The sequence below is a fragment of the Flavobacterium algoriphilum genome (genome assembly GCF_048158655.1).
Classification (GTDB): Bacteria; Bacteroidota; Bacteroidia; order Flavobacteriales; family Flavobacteriaceae; genus Flavobacterium; species Flavobacterium algoriphilum.
In genome coordinates this window covers 63,794-79,317 of record NZ_JBLNKY010000001.1, presented here as the reverse complement: position 1 = coordinate 79,317, position 15,524 = coordinate 63,794, and the positions used below count along the sequence as shown (strand labels likewise).

Here is a 15,524-nt window from a genome sequence, read left to right as displayed (position 1 = left end):
TTAATTGTTTAATTCTTTGTCCACTCCGTGCATTAATTTTTTGATTACTGGTGAAAGTGCTAAAAGAATAATTCCGAAACCTAATCCAGTATAAAATAAATATTCAAAAAGCGTTAAGTAACTCTGTTTTGCTAAATTTAAATCCGGTGCCGTACCATTTGATGTATCTACTGAGGCAATATTGGCTAGAATTGAAGCAATAAATTCAGAACTGGCTGTTGCCAAAAACCAGACTCCCATCATGAACCCAACTATTTTTACAGGAGATAATTTAGTAACTGCTGAAAGCCCAACGGGTGACAAACATAATTCTCCACAAGTATGCAAAAAGTAGGTAAGAATTAGCCAAACCATAGCCACCTTTCCTAAACCTGACAAACCAATCCCTAAAACTAAAGAACCAAAACCTAATCCTACAAACAATAAAGCTATTGAAAATTTCACTGCAGTATTTGGATTGTACTTACCGAGTTTCACCCACAGCCAAGCAAAAACTGGGGCTAATAAAATAATAAACAAGGCGTTAAAGCTTAAAAATTGTCCCGCAGAGATTGTGTAACCAAAGATCGTTCTATCTAAAATCCGATCCGCAAATAAATTTAACGAAGTATATGCTTGTTCAAATAATGCCCAGAAAATTACTGTAAAAACGATTAAAATTGTTAATGCAATTAATTGCTCTCTTGCTTTTTTATCCAATTGAGTGATGCTGTAATAAATTATATAAATAAATGAAACTGCACCAGCAATCATTAATGAATTAGAAACTACTTCATGTCGTTGTACCATTTGCCAAAATAGCAAAGCTGATGAAACACTAACTAAGTATATTAACCATTCGTTTTTCAATCCAAAAGATTTTTTTTCTAAGAATTCCGGGACTTTTGACTCTCCTTTTCCCATCAACAATTTTCTTCCAGAGATAAAAGTCAATAATCCAAAAAACATTCCTACACCAGCAGCTGCAAATCCGTAGCTCCAACCGTACGTTTCTCCGAGCCAAACACAAATTATAGTAGCTAAAAACGATCCTAAGTTAATCCCCATATAAAATAATGTAAAACCAGAATCTCTTCTTTTATCTCCTATTTGATACAATTCACCAACTAATGAAGAAATATTAGCTTTAAGAAAACCAACTCCTACGATTATTAATGATAACGAAAAATAAAATATTTGTAAGGCTGCATCGTCTCTAGTAATTTCTCCGGTGACCGATTGTGTCGCTGCATTTCCTTCATAAGCCATTCCTATATGTCCTAGAACAAGCATTATTCCACCAAAAACTATCGCTTTTCTAAAGCCTAAATATCGGTCTGCAATAAAACCTCCAATTACTGGTACAGCATATACCAAGGCGGCATAGCTTCCTATTAATAAATTCCCACTGGTATCAGAAAAAAGATGGTATCGTGTTAAATAGAAAATTAAAAGCGCTTTCATTCCATAAAACGAAAAACGTTCCCACATTTCTGTAAAAAACAATATAAAAAGTGCCCTTGGATGTCCAAAAAAATCTTTTTTATTCGATAAGTCGTGTGTCATAAAATTGGGTTATAAATTTTCTTTGATAAAGTTAGTCATTTTAATTACAATTTAATTCTGGCTTTTATTTTAAAGATTGGACAATCAAATTGTGTCTTTGTCTGAAACAATTTTATTTCCTAAATTTTCATTTATAAAATTTGTCATTTTAGTATACAATTGAATTCTGGTTTTACCCCCTGAAATCCCATGGGTTTTATCAGGATATATTTGAGAATCAAATTGTTTATTGGCTTGAATTAGTGCTTCCATCATTTGCATCGAATTTTGGACATGCACATTATCATCACCAGAACCGTGAATTAAAAGAAATTTCCCTTTTAGTTTATCCACGTGATTTATTGGAGAATTTTCATCGTAACCACTCGCATTTTCTTGAGGTGTCTGCATGTAACGTTCGGTATAAATACTATCATAAAACCTCCAACTCGTAACTGGAGCCACCGCAATTGCCATCTTGAAAACATCATTTCCTTTCAAAATACAATTAGAAGCCATAAAACCTCCGTAAGACCATCCCCAAATTCCAATCCTAGATTTATCAACAAAAGAGTAATTTCCTATAACTTTCGCTGCATCAATTTGGTCTTCCACTTCGTGTTTCCCTAATTCTTTTTGGGTCACCTTCTTAAAATCGGCACCTTTAAAACCTGTTCCACGACCGTCAACACAAGCCACAATATAACCTTGTTGCGTTAACATCATAGCCCAATAATCATTGGAAGCATTCCATTGATTGGCTCCAGACTGTGAACCAGGGCCGGAATATTGAACCATAAAAACTGGATATTTCTTAGTAGAATCAAAATCTTTTGGCTTCATAATCCAAGTATTCAGCTCATTTCCTTTTTCAGTTTTCAAAACAAAAAATTCTTTAACAGGTAAGCTGTATGGTTTTAGTTTTGCTGATAACGCTTCGTTGTTTTCAATAACTTGGATTTGTTTCCCCGTCTTGGCTTCGTTCAAAGTATAAATTGATGCTTGCGAAGTACTAGAAAACGTATTGATGTAATATTGGAAATTAGGACTAAAAGTGGCGGCGCTTGTTCCCACATTTTTAGACAAACGCACTTTATTTTTTCCGTCAAGGCCTATTCTATAAACATCTCTATTAATCGATCCATTCTCTACCGATTGATAAAAAACAGTATTCGTTTTCTCATCAAATCCATAATAAGAAGTCACTTCCCAGTTTCCTTTGGTTACTTGTTTTTTTAATTTTCCCGTTTTATCATAAAGGTAAATATGATTGAAACCATCTTTTTCGCTAGTCCAAATAAAACTATTGTCTTTCAAAAAAGTAAGGTTATCAGTATCGGTAAAATCTACATAAGCTTTGTCTTTTTCATTTAAAACCACTTTTGTTGCTCCAGTTGTTCCATCAACAAATAACAAATCCAAGTTGTCTTGATGACGGTTCAATACTTTCGCAGACAAAACATTGGCGTCGTTTGTCCATTCTATTCTTGGGATATAAAAATCATTGTAATTTTCAAGATTTACTTTTTTGGTTGCGTTGCTGTTAACATCATAAATATGCAATGACACTAACGAGTTTTTTTCACCCGCTTTTGGATATTTGAATGTTTCGATTTTAGGATATAAATCCTTTCCAAATATAGACATGGAGAATTCAGGAACTTGGCTTTCGTCAAAACGAATATAAGCCACTTTTTCACTGTCTTTACTCCAATCGAATGCTCTTACGAAAGCAAATTCTTCTTCGTAAACCCAATCCGTAATTCCATTGATTATGTTATTTTTCTTTCCGTCTGTAGTAATAGGTGTCGATTTGTTTGAAGCTAAATCATATACATAAAGATTGTTTTCTTTTGCATACGCTATCTTTTTACCATCTGGCGAAAATGTAGGTTCCTGGATTTGAAAATCAAATAACTTTGTTAATTGTTTCGTCCCTATGTCGTACAAATAATAATCGGCAGTAAAAGAATGACGGAAAATCTTATTGGTATTACACGCTAACAAAATCATTTTTTCAGAAGCATCAAACGTATAACTATCAATGCCGTTAGATAAATCTTTGTGAGATTTTGTATCTATAAGTGTAGCTACTTTTTTTAAAGTTGCAAAATCATATAAATCAATTTGTGTGTTTCCTGAAATTTGGTTAGAATTCAATACCGTATATTGATTGGTATTTTTCATGGACTGTAATTCATCCATTCCCTTAGCAGTAAAAGTGCCATTAAAGATTTCCTCAATTGTGATTTTTTGTTGGCCAAAAACAGTAAAACACAAGAATAAAAGTAAGGCCGTAATTTTGTTAGAATTCATATTTAGATGATATTAAATTTTGGAAATATGTTATACGCCAAGAGGCATCATTTTAATTCAATATTGTTATTTTTTTATCAGTACCATTTCTCGATTTTTATCTGAATATAAAAACCGTCAATTTTAGTGAAAAATTTACAATTATTTCACATTTGATGTGTTAAATGTTAAAAACAATATTAAACACACCCATTTATTGAGGATAATCTGATAGTAAACAAAACGGCTAAAAGCGTATCTTTGCGCCTATATATATTATAATCTATTGAGAATGAATAACGCCGTAGCAGGATTTTCTAAATTATCCAAAGAAGAAAAAATAAACTGGATTGCCAAAGAATACTTTTCAACTCCTTCTGAAGCAATAGCATTACTTAAAAACTATTGGAATTCAGATGAAAAAATACAGAAATTACACGATGAATTCATAGAAAATACGATAACCAATTTCTATATTCCACTAGGAGTTGCTCCAAATTTCCTAATTAATAACAAATACAGTGCCATTCCGATGGCAATTGAAGAAAGCTCAGTTGTTGCTGCTGCTTCAAAAACTGCAAAATTTTGGTCCACCCGAGGCGGCTTTAAAGCGACTGTTATCAATACCGAAAAAATTGGTCAGGTTCATTTTATTTTCGAAGGCGACGTTTCAAAACTGAAATTATTTTTTGTTCAAATCAAAGCTAAGTTTTTTTTAGAAACAGAATCCATCACAAAAAACATGCAAAAACGTGGCGGTGGAATTCTTGATATTGTCCTGAAAGACAAAACTGATTTATTGCCCAATTATTTTCAACTTCATGCTACATTTGAAACCAAAGATAGTATGGGTGCTAATTTTATTAATTCGTGTTTAGAGCAATTTTCCAAAACATTAAGAGAAGAAGCATCGATTTACGAATTATTTTCTGTGATGGAGAAAAACATTCAAATAGTAATGAGCATTCTTTCTAATTATGTTCCTAATTGTCTCGTGAGAGCCGAGGTTTCTTGTCCTGTTGAAGATTTAAAAGAAAAGCATATTCAAAATCCACAGCAATTTGCGGAACGTTTCATACAAGCAGTTCAAATTGCCGAAGTAGAACCGTACCGCGCCGTAACGCATAACAAAGGAATAATGAACGGCATCGATGCAGTTGTACTCGCTACTGGTAATGATTTCCGAGCAGTAGAAGCTGGAATTCACGCCTATGCCGCACGAAATGGAAAATATACCAGCTTATCACATGCCCAAATAGAGAATGGAATATTTACTTTTTGGTTAGAAATACCGTTAGCTTTGGGTACAGTGGGTGGATTGACTTCTTTGCATCCATTAGTAAAATTAGCGTTAGAAATGCTTGAAAACCCATCTGCTAAGGAATTAATGCAAGTGGTCGCGGTAGCCGGTTTGGCACAAAATTTTGCCGCTTTGCGCTCCTTGACAACTACTGGAATTCAGGAAGGGCACATGAAAATGCATTTAAACAACATCATCAATCAGTTTGAAGCCAATGATGAGGAACGAATTTTGATCCATAAATATTTCAAGAAAAATACTATTTCACATAGTGCAGTAGTTGATTTTATTGAAAATTTAAGAAACTAATTTTAACTTTCGACAACCCTACTGGATTTCAAAACTCTGAAAGGGTTAAAATAGAAAAATGAAACAAACATTCTACAGCAACGGAAAACTTTTAATTACAGGTGAATATCTTGTTTTAGATGGTGCAAAAGCTTTTGCATTACCGACAAAATTGGGGCAAAACCTGATTGTAAGAAAAGGAACCAACAAAGAAATCATCTGGAAAAGCTACGATGCTGATGGTAGCATTTGGTTTGAAGACAGCATTTCATTTTCGGATATTTCAAATGAAAAAAAATCAGAAAGCGAATCCGTTAAAGCTACATTGACAGCTATTTTACACGAAGCTTTTGTATTAAATCCTGATTTCATTACTAATTCCGAAGGATACACGATCAGCACTGAACTTGGATTCCCTAAAAGCTGGGGTTTGGGTACCTCGTCCACTTTGATAAACAATATTGCGCAATGGCTGCAAATTGATGCCTTTACGCTGCTTAAAAACAGTTTTGGAGGTAGCGGGTATGATATTGCGTGTGCTCAAAATGACACTCCTATTTTATACCATTTAGAACAGGGAAAACCTATTGTTGAAAAAGTAATCTTTAACCCAACATTTACAGATAACATCTATTTTATATATCTCAATAAAAAACAAAGTAGCAAGAATGCTATCGCTTCATACAATATCAATAAAAAAATCAATCTATCCGGAACTATTGTTTTAAATGACAAAACAACTTTAGAAGTTCTAAAAGCCACTACGCTTCAATCATTTGCTTTAGCGATAGAAAAACACGAATTGGAAATGAGTAATATTTTGGAAATGCAAACTATTAAAGAATCTTTATTCCCGGATTTTAATGGTGTAGTCAAAAGCCTTGGCGCTTGGGGAGGCGATTTTGTGATGGCAATTACAGCTGAAAATCCTAATGAATATTTTACTTCAAAAGGATACAAAACTATCATTTCTTATACTCACATGATTCTATCTTAATTGTTTGTGTGAAAACTTACGTAAATTTAAGTTAAAAATCTAAGTGATTTTTCTGAAAAAAGTTTGATAGGTATAATCGTAAAGGTGTTTTTCGTCTTTTTTATTAAATTCAGATTCTGTAATTTCCCATTTTTCAAGATCGATTTCAGGAAAAAAAGCATCTGCTTCAAAACTATTATGAACTCTTGTAATTTCGATCTTGTCAGTAAAAGGCAGCCCCAGAGTGTAAATTTCTCCTCCTCCAATAATATAAGAGTTTTCGTTTTCTGGACAAATTGCCAAGGCCTTTTCCATGCTATCTACTACAATACAACCTTCAGGATGGTAATCTTTCTGCCTAGATATGACAATGTGAGTTCGATTAGGTAATGGTTTTGGGAAACTTTCAAAAGTTTTTCTGCCCATTATAATATGATGTCCTGAAGTAAGTGTTTTAAACCTTTTGAAATCATTAGGAAGATGCCAAACCAATTTATTGTTTTCTCCAAGTGCGTTATTTTCGGCTACAGCCGCAATCATTATTATCATAGTTCTCTTAATTTTAGATAGCGGATTCTTCGTTGATTTTTGTTGCCAATTGATCAATTTTTTTTTGTTGAAGTGTAACCAGTCGGTCTATTTGTTCTCTTTCCCAATCTTTATTCATGAAACGATCGGTAATGTATACTTTTATAAAGTGCAAAATGAAAATAAAAAGCCATATCGTTATTCCCCAAATATACCTGTCAGAATCTACATCAATTCCAAAAAATTTATTGGATATAAATAAAAAGAAACTTCCTAAAAGGAGTAAAACAAAATGGAAATAGAGTCTTTTTTTTTGCTTAATTCTGCGTCTAGCATACTCATATTGTTCATGTTGATGTTTTTCCATAGGTTAAATTTTGATTATAAAGATAAATTTTATTTTGTAAAGGCACTATTTTGATTGATGATTATTTAGTAAGAAAACGTTTTCTTATTTAGGATATAAAGTTTTAGATTAAGATAATTACGATTTTATTTAAAAATTAACATTATTTGTATTATTATGCTAAAACTTCATGTCTTTTGTTGAAAGTTCACTTGAATTTATTTTCTTTGTCTCATAATTCTAAAGATGAAATAGTTATGTCAATAAAGAAACAATTTGTAAAAACAAAACCAGTTTGTAAAGTTACATTTTCAGTAGAAGCAAAGCAAGCGACATCAGCATCAGTTGTTGGTGATTTTAATAATTGGAATTTAGCCGAAGGCGCTTTAAGTAAATTGAAGAATGGAACTTTCAAAGCAACTTACGACTTAAACAAAGACGCGTCTTATCAGTTTAAATACGTAATAGATGGAGAGTTCATTAACGAGCCAGAAGCAGATTCATTTGTGTGGAATGATTTCGCTGGTGCTGAGAATAGCGTGTTATCTATTTAATCAATATAAAAAAATCCGTTTCATATACTGCATCCCAAAAGTTAGGTATTGTTTGGGATGCAGTATATGAAACTAATTTTTTATTTGTTGCCGTTTGAACTTAAATAAATGTTGTTTTAGACTGCTACGCTTCCTTTTATAAGGGCGTGTGGTTCATAACCTTCAAGAGTGAAATCTTCAAAATCAAAATCGAAAATATTTTTAATCTCAGGATTCAAAATCATTTTTGGTAATGGTTTTGGTTCGCGGGACAATTGTAATTCCAGTTGTTCAAAATGATTGTTGTATATATGGGCATCACCAAAAGTGTGAATAAATTCGCCTGGTTCTAATGCGCAAACTTGTGCAATCATCATAGTTAACAATGCATAGGAAGCAATGTTAAATGGAACGCCCAAGAAAATATCGGCACTTCGTTGGTATAATTGACAGGATAATTTGCCCTCGGAAACATAGAATTGAAAAAAGGCATGGCATGGTGGTAACGCTACTTTGTTATTGGCTACATTTTCCTCAAAAGACTTTTTTGTATCGGGAAGTACAGAAGGATTCCAAGCTGAAACAAGCATTCTACGGCTGTTTGGGTTGGTTTTTAGTTCTGTTATAAGTTCGCTGATTTGATCTATTTCTTCGCTATTCCAGTTACGCCACTGATGACCATAAACAGGGCCCAAATCTCCGTTGGCATCTGCCCAGGCATCCCAAATTTTTACTCCATTTTCTTGAAGGTATTTGATATTTGTGTCGCCTTTAAGGAACCAAAGCAATTCGTAAATTATAGATTTTAGATGTAATTTTTTGGTGGTAACCATTGGGAAACCTTCACTTAAATCAAAACGCATTTGATAACCAAACACACTTTTTGTTCCTGTTCCTGTTCGATCTCCTTTTTGACAACCGTTTTCCATTACGTGTTGCACTAAATCTAAATATTGCTTCATTTTATTTGGGGGTTAATCGGATAATCAGTTACAGTTTAATCGGGAAATAGATGGTAATAATCAATTAAATGAATTACGCTTCTCTTTTTGAAATCTCGTCTCTAATTTTAGCCGCTTTTTCGTAATCTTCATGTTCTACAGCTTGATCTAGTAACTCATTCAATTCTTGTAAACTGTGTTTGGAATACGTATGTCCTGATTGATTGGTTTCTTCTTCATGACCAAAGGTTTCCGGATTAGACAATACATCATCTATTTCCTGAGAATCTTTATTGGCCTCCAAAGGATTTGCTTTCAAATAAATTCCAGCTTTATCCAGGATATTTTTATAAGTATAAATTGGCGCATTGAAACGCAATGCTAAAGCAATAGCATCGGATGTTCGTGCGTCTATTATTTCTTCAATTTTATCTCTTTCACAAATGATACTGGAATAAAAAACACCATCTACCAGTTTATGAATAATGACTTGTTTTACAATAATATCAAAACGCTCAGCAAAATTTTTGAATAAATCATGTGTCAAAGGACGTGGTGGTTTGATTTCCTTCTCTAAAGCTATTGCAATAGATTGGGCTTCAAAAGCACCTATGACAATAGGTAATTTTCGTTCACCGTCAACTTCATTCAAAATCAGCGCATACGCTCCGTTTTGGGTTTGACTGTATGAAATCCCCTTTATGGATAATTTAACTAAGCTCATAGTTGTTAAAATGGGAAAGTACGATGTACTTATTTTTTTAATAAAAAAATTAGGTGCACTTTTTTAATCAAAAAAATTGCTGCCCAAAAGCAAAGATACAATTTCTTTTTTTTTGACAGCAATTTGAAGAGATTTATTGAATTATGACTGTTGTGCTTTAAAAGCTTTAAATTTTTCAATTAATTTAGGAACAATTTCAAAAGCATCCCCTACAATTCCGTAATCTGCTACTTTGAAGAAAGGAGCTTCAGGATCGCTATTGATTACTACTTTTACTTTAGAAGAATTGACTCCTGCAATGTGTTGAATGGCCCCTGAAATTCCGATTGCAATATACAAGTTTGTGGCAACGGGTTTTCCTGTTTGCCCTACGTGTTCTCCGTGAGGTCTCCATCCTAAATCTGAAACTGGTTTTGAACAAGCAGTTGCAGCACCAAGTACCGCAGCTAATTCTTCAATCATTCCCCAGTTTTCAGGTCCTTTTAATCCACGTCCCCCAGAAACTACTATATCTGCATCGGCGATGGATACTTTTCCAGAAACTTTTTCTACAGATTCAACTTTTACACCAAAATCATTGTCTCCAATTGTTGGGTTGAAATCTTCTTCGGTTAGATTGGAAGCATTTTCAAAAACACCATAGGAGTTTTTAGCAAGACCAAGCACTTTTACATCAGTAGCAATTTCGGTAATATTGAAAGCTTTGTTTGAAAAGGCATTTCTTTTAACTTGAAAAGGTGCCGTGCTGACTGGTAAACCTACCACATTTGACGCAAATCCAGCTTCCAGAGCTACTGCCACAAGGGATGAAAGGTATATACTGTCAGTGGTAGATGAAAGTAAAATCAATTTAGCACTTTCTTTTTGAGCCGCTTGTTTGATTACGTCCGCATATGCTTTTGCAGTAAATCCTGATAATTTATCGTTGTTTACTTTTAAAACTTTGTCTACTCCATATTTTGATAATTCCGAAACATCTCCAGCATTTACGGTTACGGCTGTAACTGTAGTTCCTAATGATTCGGCTACTTTTTTTGCATAAGAAGCTAATTCGAAAGCTACTTTCTTAAATTTTCCTTCTGCATATTCTGCATATATTAATATTGACATAATGATTTTAGATTTTAGATTAACGATTTTAGAATTTTGATTTAAGAAATTAGACTAAGATTTTAGATTTTTTTTGCAATCAGCAATCAGCAATCAGCAATCAAAAATCGTTAATCTTCAGTCAGCAATCAAAACATTAAATCACTTTTGCTTCGTTGTGTAATAAATTAATTAATTCATCTAAATTGTCAGGGGAAATTAATTTCACAGTTGATTTAGGCGCTGGTTTTTCAAATTTCACCGCTTTTGTGTTTACTGAAGCTTCAACTGGTTCCAGGATAGTTAATACTTTGGTTCTTGCCGTCATAATTCCTCTCATGTTAGGAATACGCAAGTCCTTTTCTTCAACCAATCCTTTTTGTCCACCAATGATTAAAGGTAAAGTAGTGCTTACTGTTTCTTTTCCGCCGTCAATGTCTCGAACTGCTTTTACATTAGTTCCCTCAACAGTAATGCTTGTGCAAGAATTTAGGAAGTTATAACCCAGGATTCCGGCAATCATTCCAGGTACCATTCCGCCATTATAATCAAGGGATTCTTTCCCGGCTATGATAACGTCGTATGCTCCATTATTAATTACTTCGGCAAGTTGTTTGGCAACAAAAAAGCCGTCTGTAGGAGTTGCGTTTACTCGAATGGCTTCGTTTGCGCCTATTGCTAATGCTTTTCTTAAAGTAGGTTCGGTTTCTGGTCCTCCAACATTGACAACTGTAACGGTTGCTCCTTGTTGTTCTTGAAACCAAATAGCACGTGTCAAACCAAATTCATCATTTGGATTAATTACGTATTGTACACCGTTAGTGTCAAATTCAGAATCACCATTGACGAAGTTAATCTTTGAAGTAGTATCAGGAACGTGACTGATGCAAACTAATATTTTCATAAGTATTGATTTTATTATTCGAAATTTGTTCCACAAAATTAGAATAATAATCCGAATAATTTATTATGCATGCATAATATTTTTTAATACTATTACGTTTTCGTTGTTTTGTTATGTAAGCGAACCTTTTTTTAAATAAGCGATTGATTGTTTATTAATTCGAATGAATTAATGAAAAAAAACCAACAAAAAGAAATCAAAATGTTGCTTTCAGTTTGTCGTTTAACTTCCACATAAGATAGGATAAATTGTTTGAAATGTGCAAATTCTACATGCTATATCGATTTCGTAGCCCGGATAGCAGCGGTATCCTTCCTGTGGTTCCTTTAACCACAGGAAGATATAACGTATAGCCGGAAATAGCTCCTGATTATTTTAAAGTGATTTATGCTTTTAAGTGGTTTAAAATATTTATTTTTGCTTTTCGAAAATTACACATATACAACATACAACTATGAGAACTATACAATTTAGAGAGGCTATTTGTGAAGCGATGAGTGAAGAAATGCGTCGCGATGAGTCCATATACTTAATGGGTGAAGAAGTTGCTGAATATAATGGTGCCTACAAAGCATCTAAAGGAATGCTTGCTGAATTTGGCGAAAAAAGAGTGATAGACACTCCGATTGCGGAACTTGGTTTTACCGGTATTGCAGTAGGTTCAGCAATGAATGGTTGCAGACCAATTGTTGAATATATGACCTTCAATTTCTGTTTAGTGGGGATTGACCAAATAATAAATAACGCAGCCAAAATGCGTCAGATGACTGGTGGACAATTCAATGTGCCAATCGTTTTTCGTGGACCAACGGCTTCGGCAGGACAGTTAGGAGCGACACACTCACAAGCACTTGAAAACTGGTTTGCTAACACTCCAGGTCTTAAGGTTGTAGTTCCATCGAATGTTTACGATGCTAAAGGATTATTAAAATCAGCCATTCGTGATAATGATCCTGTGATTTTCATGGAATCAGAACAAATGTATGGTGATAAAGGAGAAGTTCCAGATGGTGAATATACTATTCCAATTGGTGTTGCGGACATTAAACGTGAAGGGACTGATGTAACTATCGTGTCTTTTGGAAAAATCATCAAAGAAGCCTATATCGCCGCAGATGAATTAGCCAAAGAAGGAATTTCCTGTGAAATTATCGATTTAAGAACGGTTCGTCCTTTGGATTTTGAAACGATTCTGACTTCGGTTAAAAAAACAAACAGATTGGTTATTCTTGAAGAAGCATGGCCTTTTGCAAGTGTTTCTTCTGAGATTACTTATTTGGTTCAAGAGCGTGCTTTCGATTTTCTGGATGCACCGATCCAGCGTATCACTACGGCTGACACACCAGCGCCTTACTCTCCAGTATTGCTGAAAGAGTGGTTGCCTAATGCAGGTGATGTTATAAAAGCAGTTAAAAAAGTATTGTATAAAAAATAGATTTTTTTAAAATTTTATTTTTAAATAAAATTTAACAGTCAACAGTGAATTATAGAATAATCTAGATTTCTAAATACCTATATTTGAAACTTCATCAATTGTTTATTTGATGGAGTTTTTTTTTGAATGATTATGAAAAAACGTTACTTATATATCCTATATTTTTTGTTTGTTTCAGCAAATATCCTTTTTGCACAAACAAAAGTTAGCGGCATTGTGGTTGACAAAACAGATCAGCCCATTCCTTTTGCCAATGTTGTTTTTAAAGATTCAAACGAAGGCGTAGTTTCGAATGAAGATGGGCGTTTTTACATCGAGTCCGCCAAAACCTATAACACCTTATTAATATCGTCAGTAGGTTTTTCTGAGAAGGAGATTACTTTAAATAAACTGGTGAATTACAATTTTAAAATTCAATTAAACGAAGCCGAAACTCTCAAAGAAGTAGTGATTTTTACTGGTAAAACGTCTAAAAAAAATAATCCGGCACTTGATATTCTTAGAAAAATTTGGGAACACAAGCGTAAAAACGGGTTGAATTTATTTGCACAATACCAAATGGAAAAGTACGAGAAGGTAGAGTTTGACATGAATACCATTGATAGTGCTTTTATGAAAAATAAGCTTTTCAAAGGCATGGAGTTTATTTTTAATCAAGTAGATACTTCCAAGATTACAGGGAAAACCTATTTGCCTATTTTTATAAATGAATCTTTGTATGATGTGTATGGGGATAATAAATTGAAGAAGGTAAAAGAGAAAATGAAAGCCAATAAAACCTCTGGTTTTGAAGGAAATCAACAAATTTTGACTTTTGTGAAAGATTTGTATTCGGATTATAATGTCTATGAAAACCACCTTACTTTTTTTGATAAAAGTTTTACCAGTCCGCTATCTACTACTGGCGTTGACGTTTATAATTATGTGTTAAGAGATAGTGCGGTTGTTGATAAAAAATGGTGTTATAATATTATTTTTTATCCAAGACGTAAAAACGAATTGACTTTTAAAGGTGATTTTTGGGTAAATGATTCCACATTTGCTATCAAAAAAATTAACATGGCGGTTACAAAAAGTGCCAACATCAACTGGATAAAAGATATTTATTTAGAGCAGGAATTCGAAGTAATGAATGATTCTATTTTTCTTTTGACTCGAGATTATATGATGTCGGATTTTGCTTTAAACAAAAAAGAAAAATCAAAAGGACTTTATGGAAAGCGAACCTCTTTCTACAGAAACCACGAATTTAATAAGGAGAAGCCGGTTTCGTTTTATAAAGAGGAGGTTAATTATGTTGATAAATCGGTTTACGATAAATCAGATGATTTTTGGAGTGAGAACCGTTTTGAAAACTTGAGTAAAGATGAATTGGGCGTTTATAAAATGCTTGACACTTTGAAGAGCGTTAAAAAATTCAAACAAATAACTAGTTCAGTAATGGTTCTGGCCAGTGGTTATGTGCAATTTGGTCATGTCGATTATGGTCCTATTTTTTCGACATTTGGATACAATGAAGTTGAAGGTGTTCGTTTGCGCAGTGGGGCAAGAACTTATTTTGGTACAGCTGATACCTGGCGCTTACAAGGCTATACCGCTTATGGCTTTAAAGATGATAAATTTAAATACGGGTTTTCTGGAAAATGGATGGTGGATAAGAAAAACCGACTTATTTTATCTGGAGGAAACCGGCGTGACATAGAGCAAATAGGTTCGAGTTTGACTTCATCAACGGATGTCTTGGGCCGAAGTAATGCCTCCTCAACGATTTTTTCTTCGGGGAGTAATGGTAAACTGACCAACATTAATTTAAGCACGGTTGGTTTAGAAATAGAACCTGTTAAAAACCTAACCTTTCAAACCGGGTTTTCATATCGAACCTTAGAATCGGCGTCGCCTACATTTAGTTTAGATTACTATACAGATGCAGCTCAAACAATGACTAAAAGCGATGTGAGACAATCGGAATTTAATCTTCGGATAGATTACACGCCAAAAAGGAAGACTATTGGTTTTGCCGTAGAAAGAGATAATGTAGACAGTCCTTTTACCGAAATTTTTGTCAATTACAGTCACGGATTTAAAGGGTTATTGAATAGTGATTTTAAATATGAAAAGATTCAATTGTATTACAAACAACCTATAATAATAGGACCTTTGGGACGGTCTAATATTATTCTTGAAGTTGGGAAAACCTTTGGCACCATTCCTTTGGGGCTTATGAGTGTTATTCCAGGAAACCAAACCTTTTTCTCGAACGAAAGCACCTTTAGCAACCTCAATTATTATGAGTTTATATCGGATCAATATACCACACTACAATGGAATCATAATTTTCAAGGAAGATTGTTTTCTAGAATTCCATTTATGAGAAAACTCAATTGGAGGGAAATTATTGGGGTAAAGGGAGTTTATGGAACAATATCAGATGCTAATAGAGCGATTAATGCTTCTGGATTAGCGTATAATTCGCCTGACAATGTATATTGGGAATACCATGCGGGTGTTGGTAATATTTTCAAAGTATTCCGTATTGACTTCGCTTGGAGGGGGAGTTATGTAACTACACCGGATACCAATCGTTTCTCTGTAAAAGGATCGTTTGGATTCTTTTTCTAATGGAAACTTGTTTCAGATTCGA

Annotated in this window: 13 protein-coding genes; 5 read left to right on the top strand and 8 right to left on the bottom strand. The window is 33.8% G+C overall.

What is annotated here, in order from left to right; genetic code table 11:
• On the bottom strand, positions 1-1,545 hold the full coding sequence (locus ACM55G_RS00345; protein ID WP_416841912.1) for a peptide MFS transporter: 1,545 nt from the start codon (positions 1,543-1,545) through the stop codon (positions 1-3).
• Between the two features lie 84 nt (positions 1,546-1,629).
• Positions 1,630-3,840: a S9 family peptidase gene (locus ACM55G_RS00340; protein WP_416841911.1), complete on the bottom strand. Its 2,211-nt coding sequence runs from the start codon at positions 3,838-3,840 to the stop codon at positions 1,630-1,632.
• 271 nt (positions 3,841-4,111) lie between these two features.
• On the opposite strand from ACM55G_RS00340, the gene ACM55G_RS00335 reads away from it, so the two are divergent.
• A complete protein-coding gene (locus ACM55G_RS00335; protein ID WP_416841910.1) occupies positions 4,112-5,428 on the top strand; it encodes a hydroxymethylglutaryl-CoA reductase, degradative in 1,317 nt (438 codons plus the stop codon).
• Positions 5,429-5,486: 58 nt separating this feature from the next.
• Positions 5,487-6,404, top strand: a complete 918-nt coding sequence (locus ACM55G_RS00330; RefSeq protein ID WP_416841909.1) for a GYDIA family GHMP kinase — start codon at positions 5,487-5,489, stop codon at positions 6,402-6,404.
• Between the two features lie 39 nt (positions 6,405-6,443).
• On the opposite strand, the gene ACM55G_RS00325 is transcribed toward ACM55G_RS00330, so the two are convergent.
• Positions 6,444-6,932: a dihydrofolate reductase gene (locus ACM55G_RS00325; protein ID WP_416841908.1), complete on the bottom strand. Its 489-nt coding sequence runs from the start codon at positions 6,930-6,932 to the stop codon at positions 6,444-6,446.
• A 13-nt stretch (positions 6,933-6,945) separates the two neighbouring features.
• On the bottom strand, positions 6,946-7,278 hold the full coding sequence (locus ACM55G_RS00320; protein WP_416841907.1) for a 2TM domain-containing protein: 333 nt from the start codon (positions 7,276-7,278) through the stop codon (positions 6,946-6,948).
• 236 nt (positions 7,279-7,514) lie between these two features.
• Between ACM55G_RS00320 and ACM55G_RS00315 the strand changes: the two genes are divergently transcribed.
• Positions 7,515-7,811 (top strand): isoamylase early set domain-containing protein, encoded by a 297-nt coding sequence (locus ACM55G_RS00315; RefSeq protein ID WP_416841906.1) that lies wholly within the window; start codon positions 7,515-7,517, stop codon positions 7,809-7,811.
• A 116-nt stretch (positions 7,812-7,927) separates the two neighbouring features.
• Here ACM55G_RS00315 and ACM55G_RS00310 read toward each other — a convergent pair whose 3' ends face one another.
• From ACM55G_RS00310 to ACM55G_RS00295, 4 genes are all read right to left on the bottom strand, one after another.
• A complete protein-coding gene (locus ACM55G_RS00310) occupies positions 7,928-8,752 on the bottom strand; it encodes a thymidylate synthase (protein WP_416841905.1) in 825 nt (274 codons plus the stop codon).
• A gap of 73 nt (positions 8,753-8,825) precedes the next feature.
• Entirely contained in the window at positions 8,826-9,455 is a 630-nt protein-coding gene (locus ACM55G_RS00305; protein ID WP_416841904.1) for a bifunctional nuclease domain-containing protein, read from the bottom strand.
• Between the two features lie 141 nt (positions 9,456-9,596).
• Positions 9,597-10,565, bottom strand: a complete 969-nt coding sequence (locus tag ACM55G_RS00300) for an electron transfer flavoprotein subunit alpha/FixB family protein (RefSeq protein WP_416841903.1) — start codon at positions 10,563-10,565, stop codon at positions 9,597-9,599.
• Between the two features lie 136 nt (positions 10,566-10,701).
• Complete coding sequence (locus ACM55G_RS00295) at positions 10,702-11,448, bottom strand: electron transfer flavoprotein subunit beta/FixA family protein (RefSeq protein ID WP_416841902.1); 747 nt, start codon at positions 11,446-11,448, stop codon at positions 10,702-10,704.
• A 454-nt stretch (positions 11,449-11,902) separates the two neighbouring features.
• Between ACM55G_RS00295 and ACM55G_RS00290 the strand changes: the two genes are divergently transcribed.
• A complete protein-coding gene (locus ACM55G_RS00290; RefSeq protein WP_416841900.1) occupies positions 11,903-12,883 on the top strand; it encodes a pyruvate dehydrogenase complex E1 component subunit beta in 981 nt (326 codons plus the stop codon).
• A gap of 132 nt (positions 12,884-13,015) precedes the next feature.
• Positions 13,016-15,502, top strand: a complete 2,487-nt coding sequence (locus ACM55G_RS00285; RefSeq protein WP_416841898.1) for a DUF5686 and carboxypeptidase-like regulatory domain-containing protein — start codon at positions 13,016-13,018, stop codon at positions 15,500-15,502.
• Positions 15,503-15,524 lie beyond the last annotated feature (22 nt).

Bases quoted from the DNA above. Each gene is read 5' to 3' on its own strand.
- ACM55G_RS00295 (WP_416841902.1), bottom strand. From the start codon at position 11,448: ATGAAAATATTAGTTTGCATCAGTCACGTTCCTGATACTACTTCAAAG.
- ACM55G_RS00285 (WP_416841898.1), top strand. From the start codon at position 13,016: ATGAAAAAACGTTACTTATATATCCTATATTTTTTGTTTGTTTCAGCA.
- ACM55G_RS00305 (WP_416841904.1), bottom strand. From the start codon at position 9,455: ATGAGCTTAGTTAAATTATCCATAAAGGGGATTTCATACAGTCAAACC.
- ACM55G_RS00320 (WP_416841907.1), bottom strand. From the start codon at position 7,278: ATGGAAAAACATCAACATGAACAATATGAGTATGCTAGACGCAGAATT.
- ACM55G_RS00300 (WP_416841903.1), bottom strand. From the start codon at position 10,565: ATGTCAATATTAATATATGCAGAATATGCAGAAGGAAAATTTAAGAAA.
- ACM55G_RS00290 (WP_416841900.1), top strand. From the start codon at position 11,903: ATGAGAACTATACAATTTAGAGAGGCTATTTGTGAAGCGATGAGTGAA.
- ACM55G_RS00315 (WP_416841906.1), top strand. From the start codon at position 7,515: ATGTCAATAAAGAAACAATTTGTAAAAACAAAACCAGTTTGTAAAGTT.
- ACM55G_RS00330 (WP_416841909.1), top strand. From the start codon at position 5,487: ATGAAACAAACATTCTACAGCAACGGAAAACTTTTAATTACAGGTGAA.
- ACM55G_RS00325 (WP_416841908.1), bottom strand. From the start codon at position 6,932: ATGATAATAATGATTGCGGCTGTAGCCGAAAATAACGCACTTGGAGAA.
- ACM55G_RS00335 (WP_416841910.1), top strand. From the start codon at position 4,112: ATGAATAACGCCGTAGCAGGATTTTCTAAATTATCCAAAGAAGAAAAA.
- ACM55G_RS00345 (WP_416841912.1), bottom strand. From the start codon at position 1,545: ATGACACACGACTTATCGAATAAAAAAGATTTTTTTGGACATCCAAGG.
- ACM55G_RS00310 (WP_416841905.1), bottom strand. From the start codon at position 8,752: ATGAAGCAATATTTAGATTTAGTGCAACACGTAATGGAAAACGGTTGT.
- ACM55G_RS00340 (WP_416841911.1), bottom strand. From the start codon at position 3,840: ATGAATTCTAACAAAATTACGGCCTTACTTTTATTCTTGTGTTTTACT.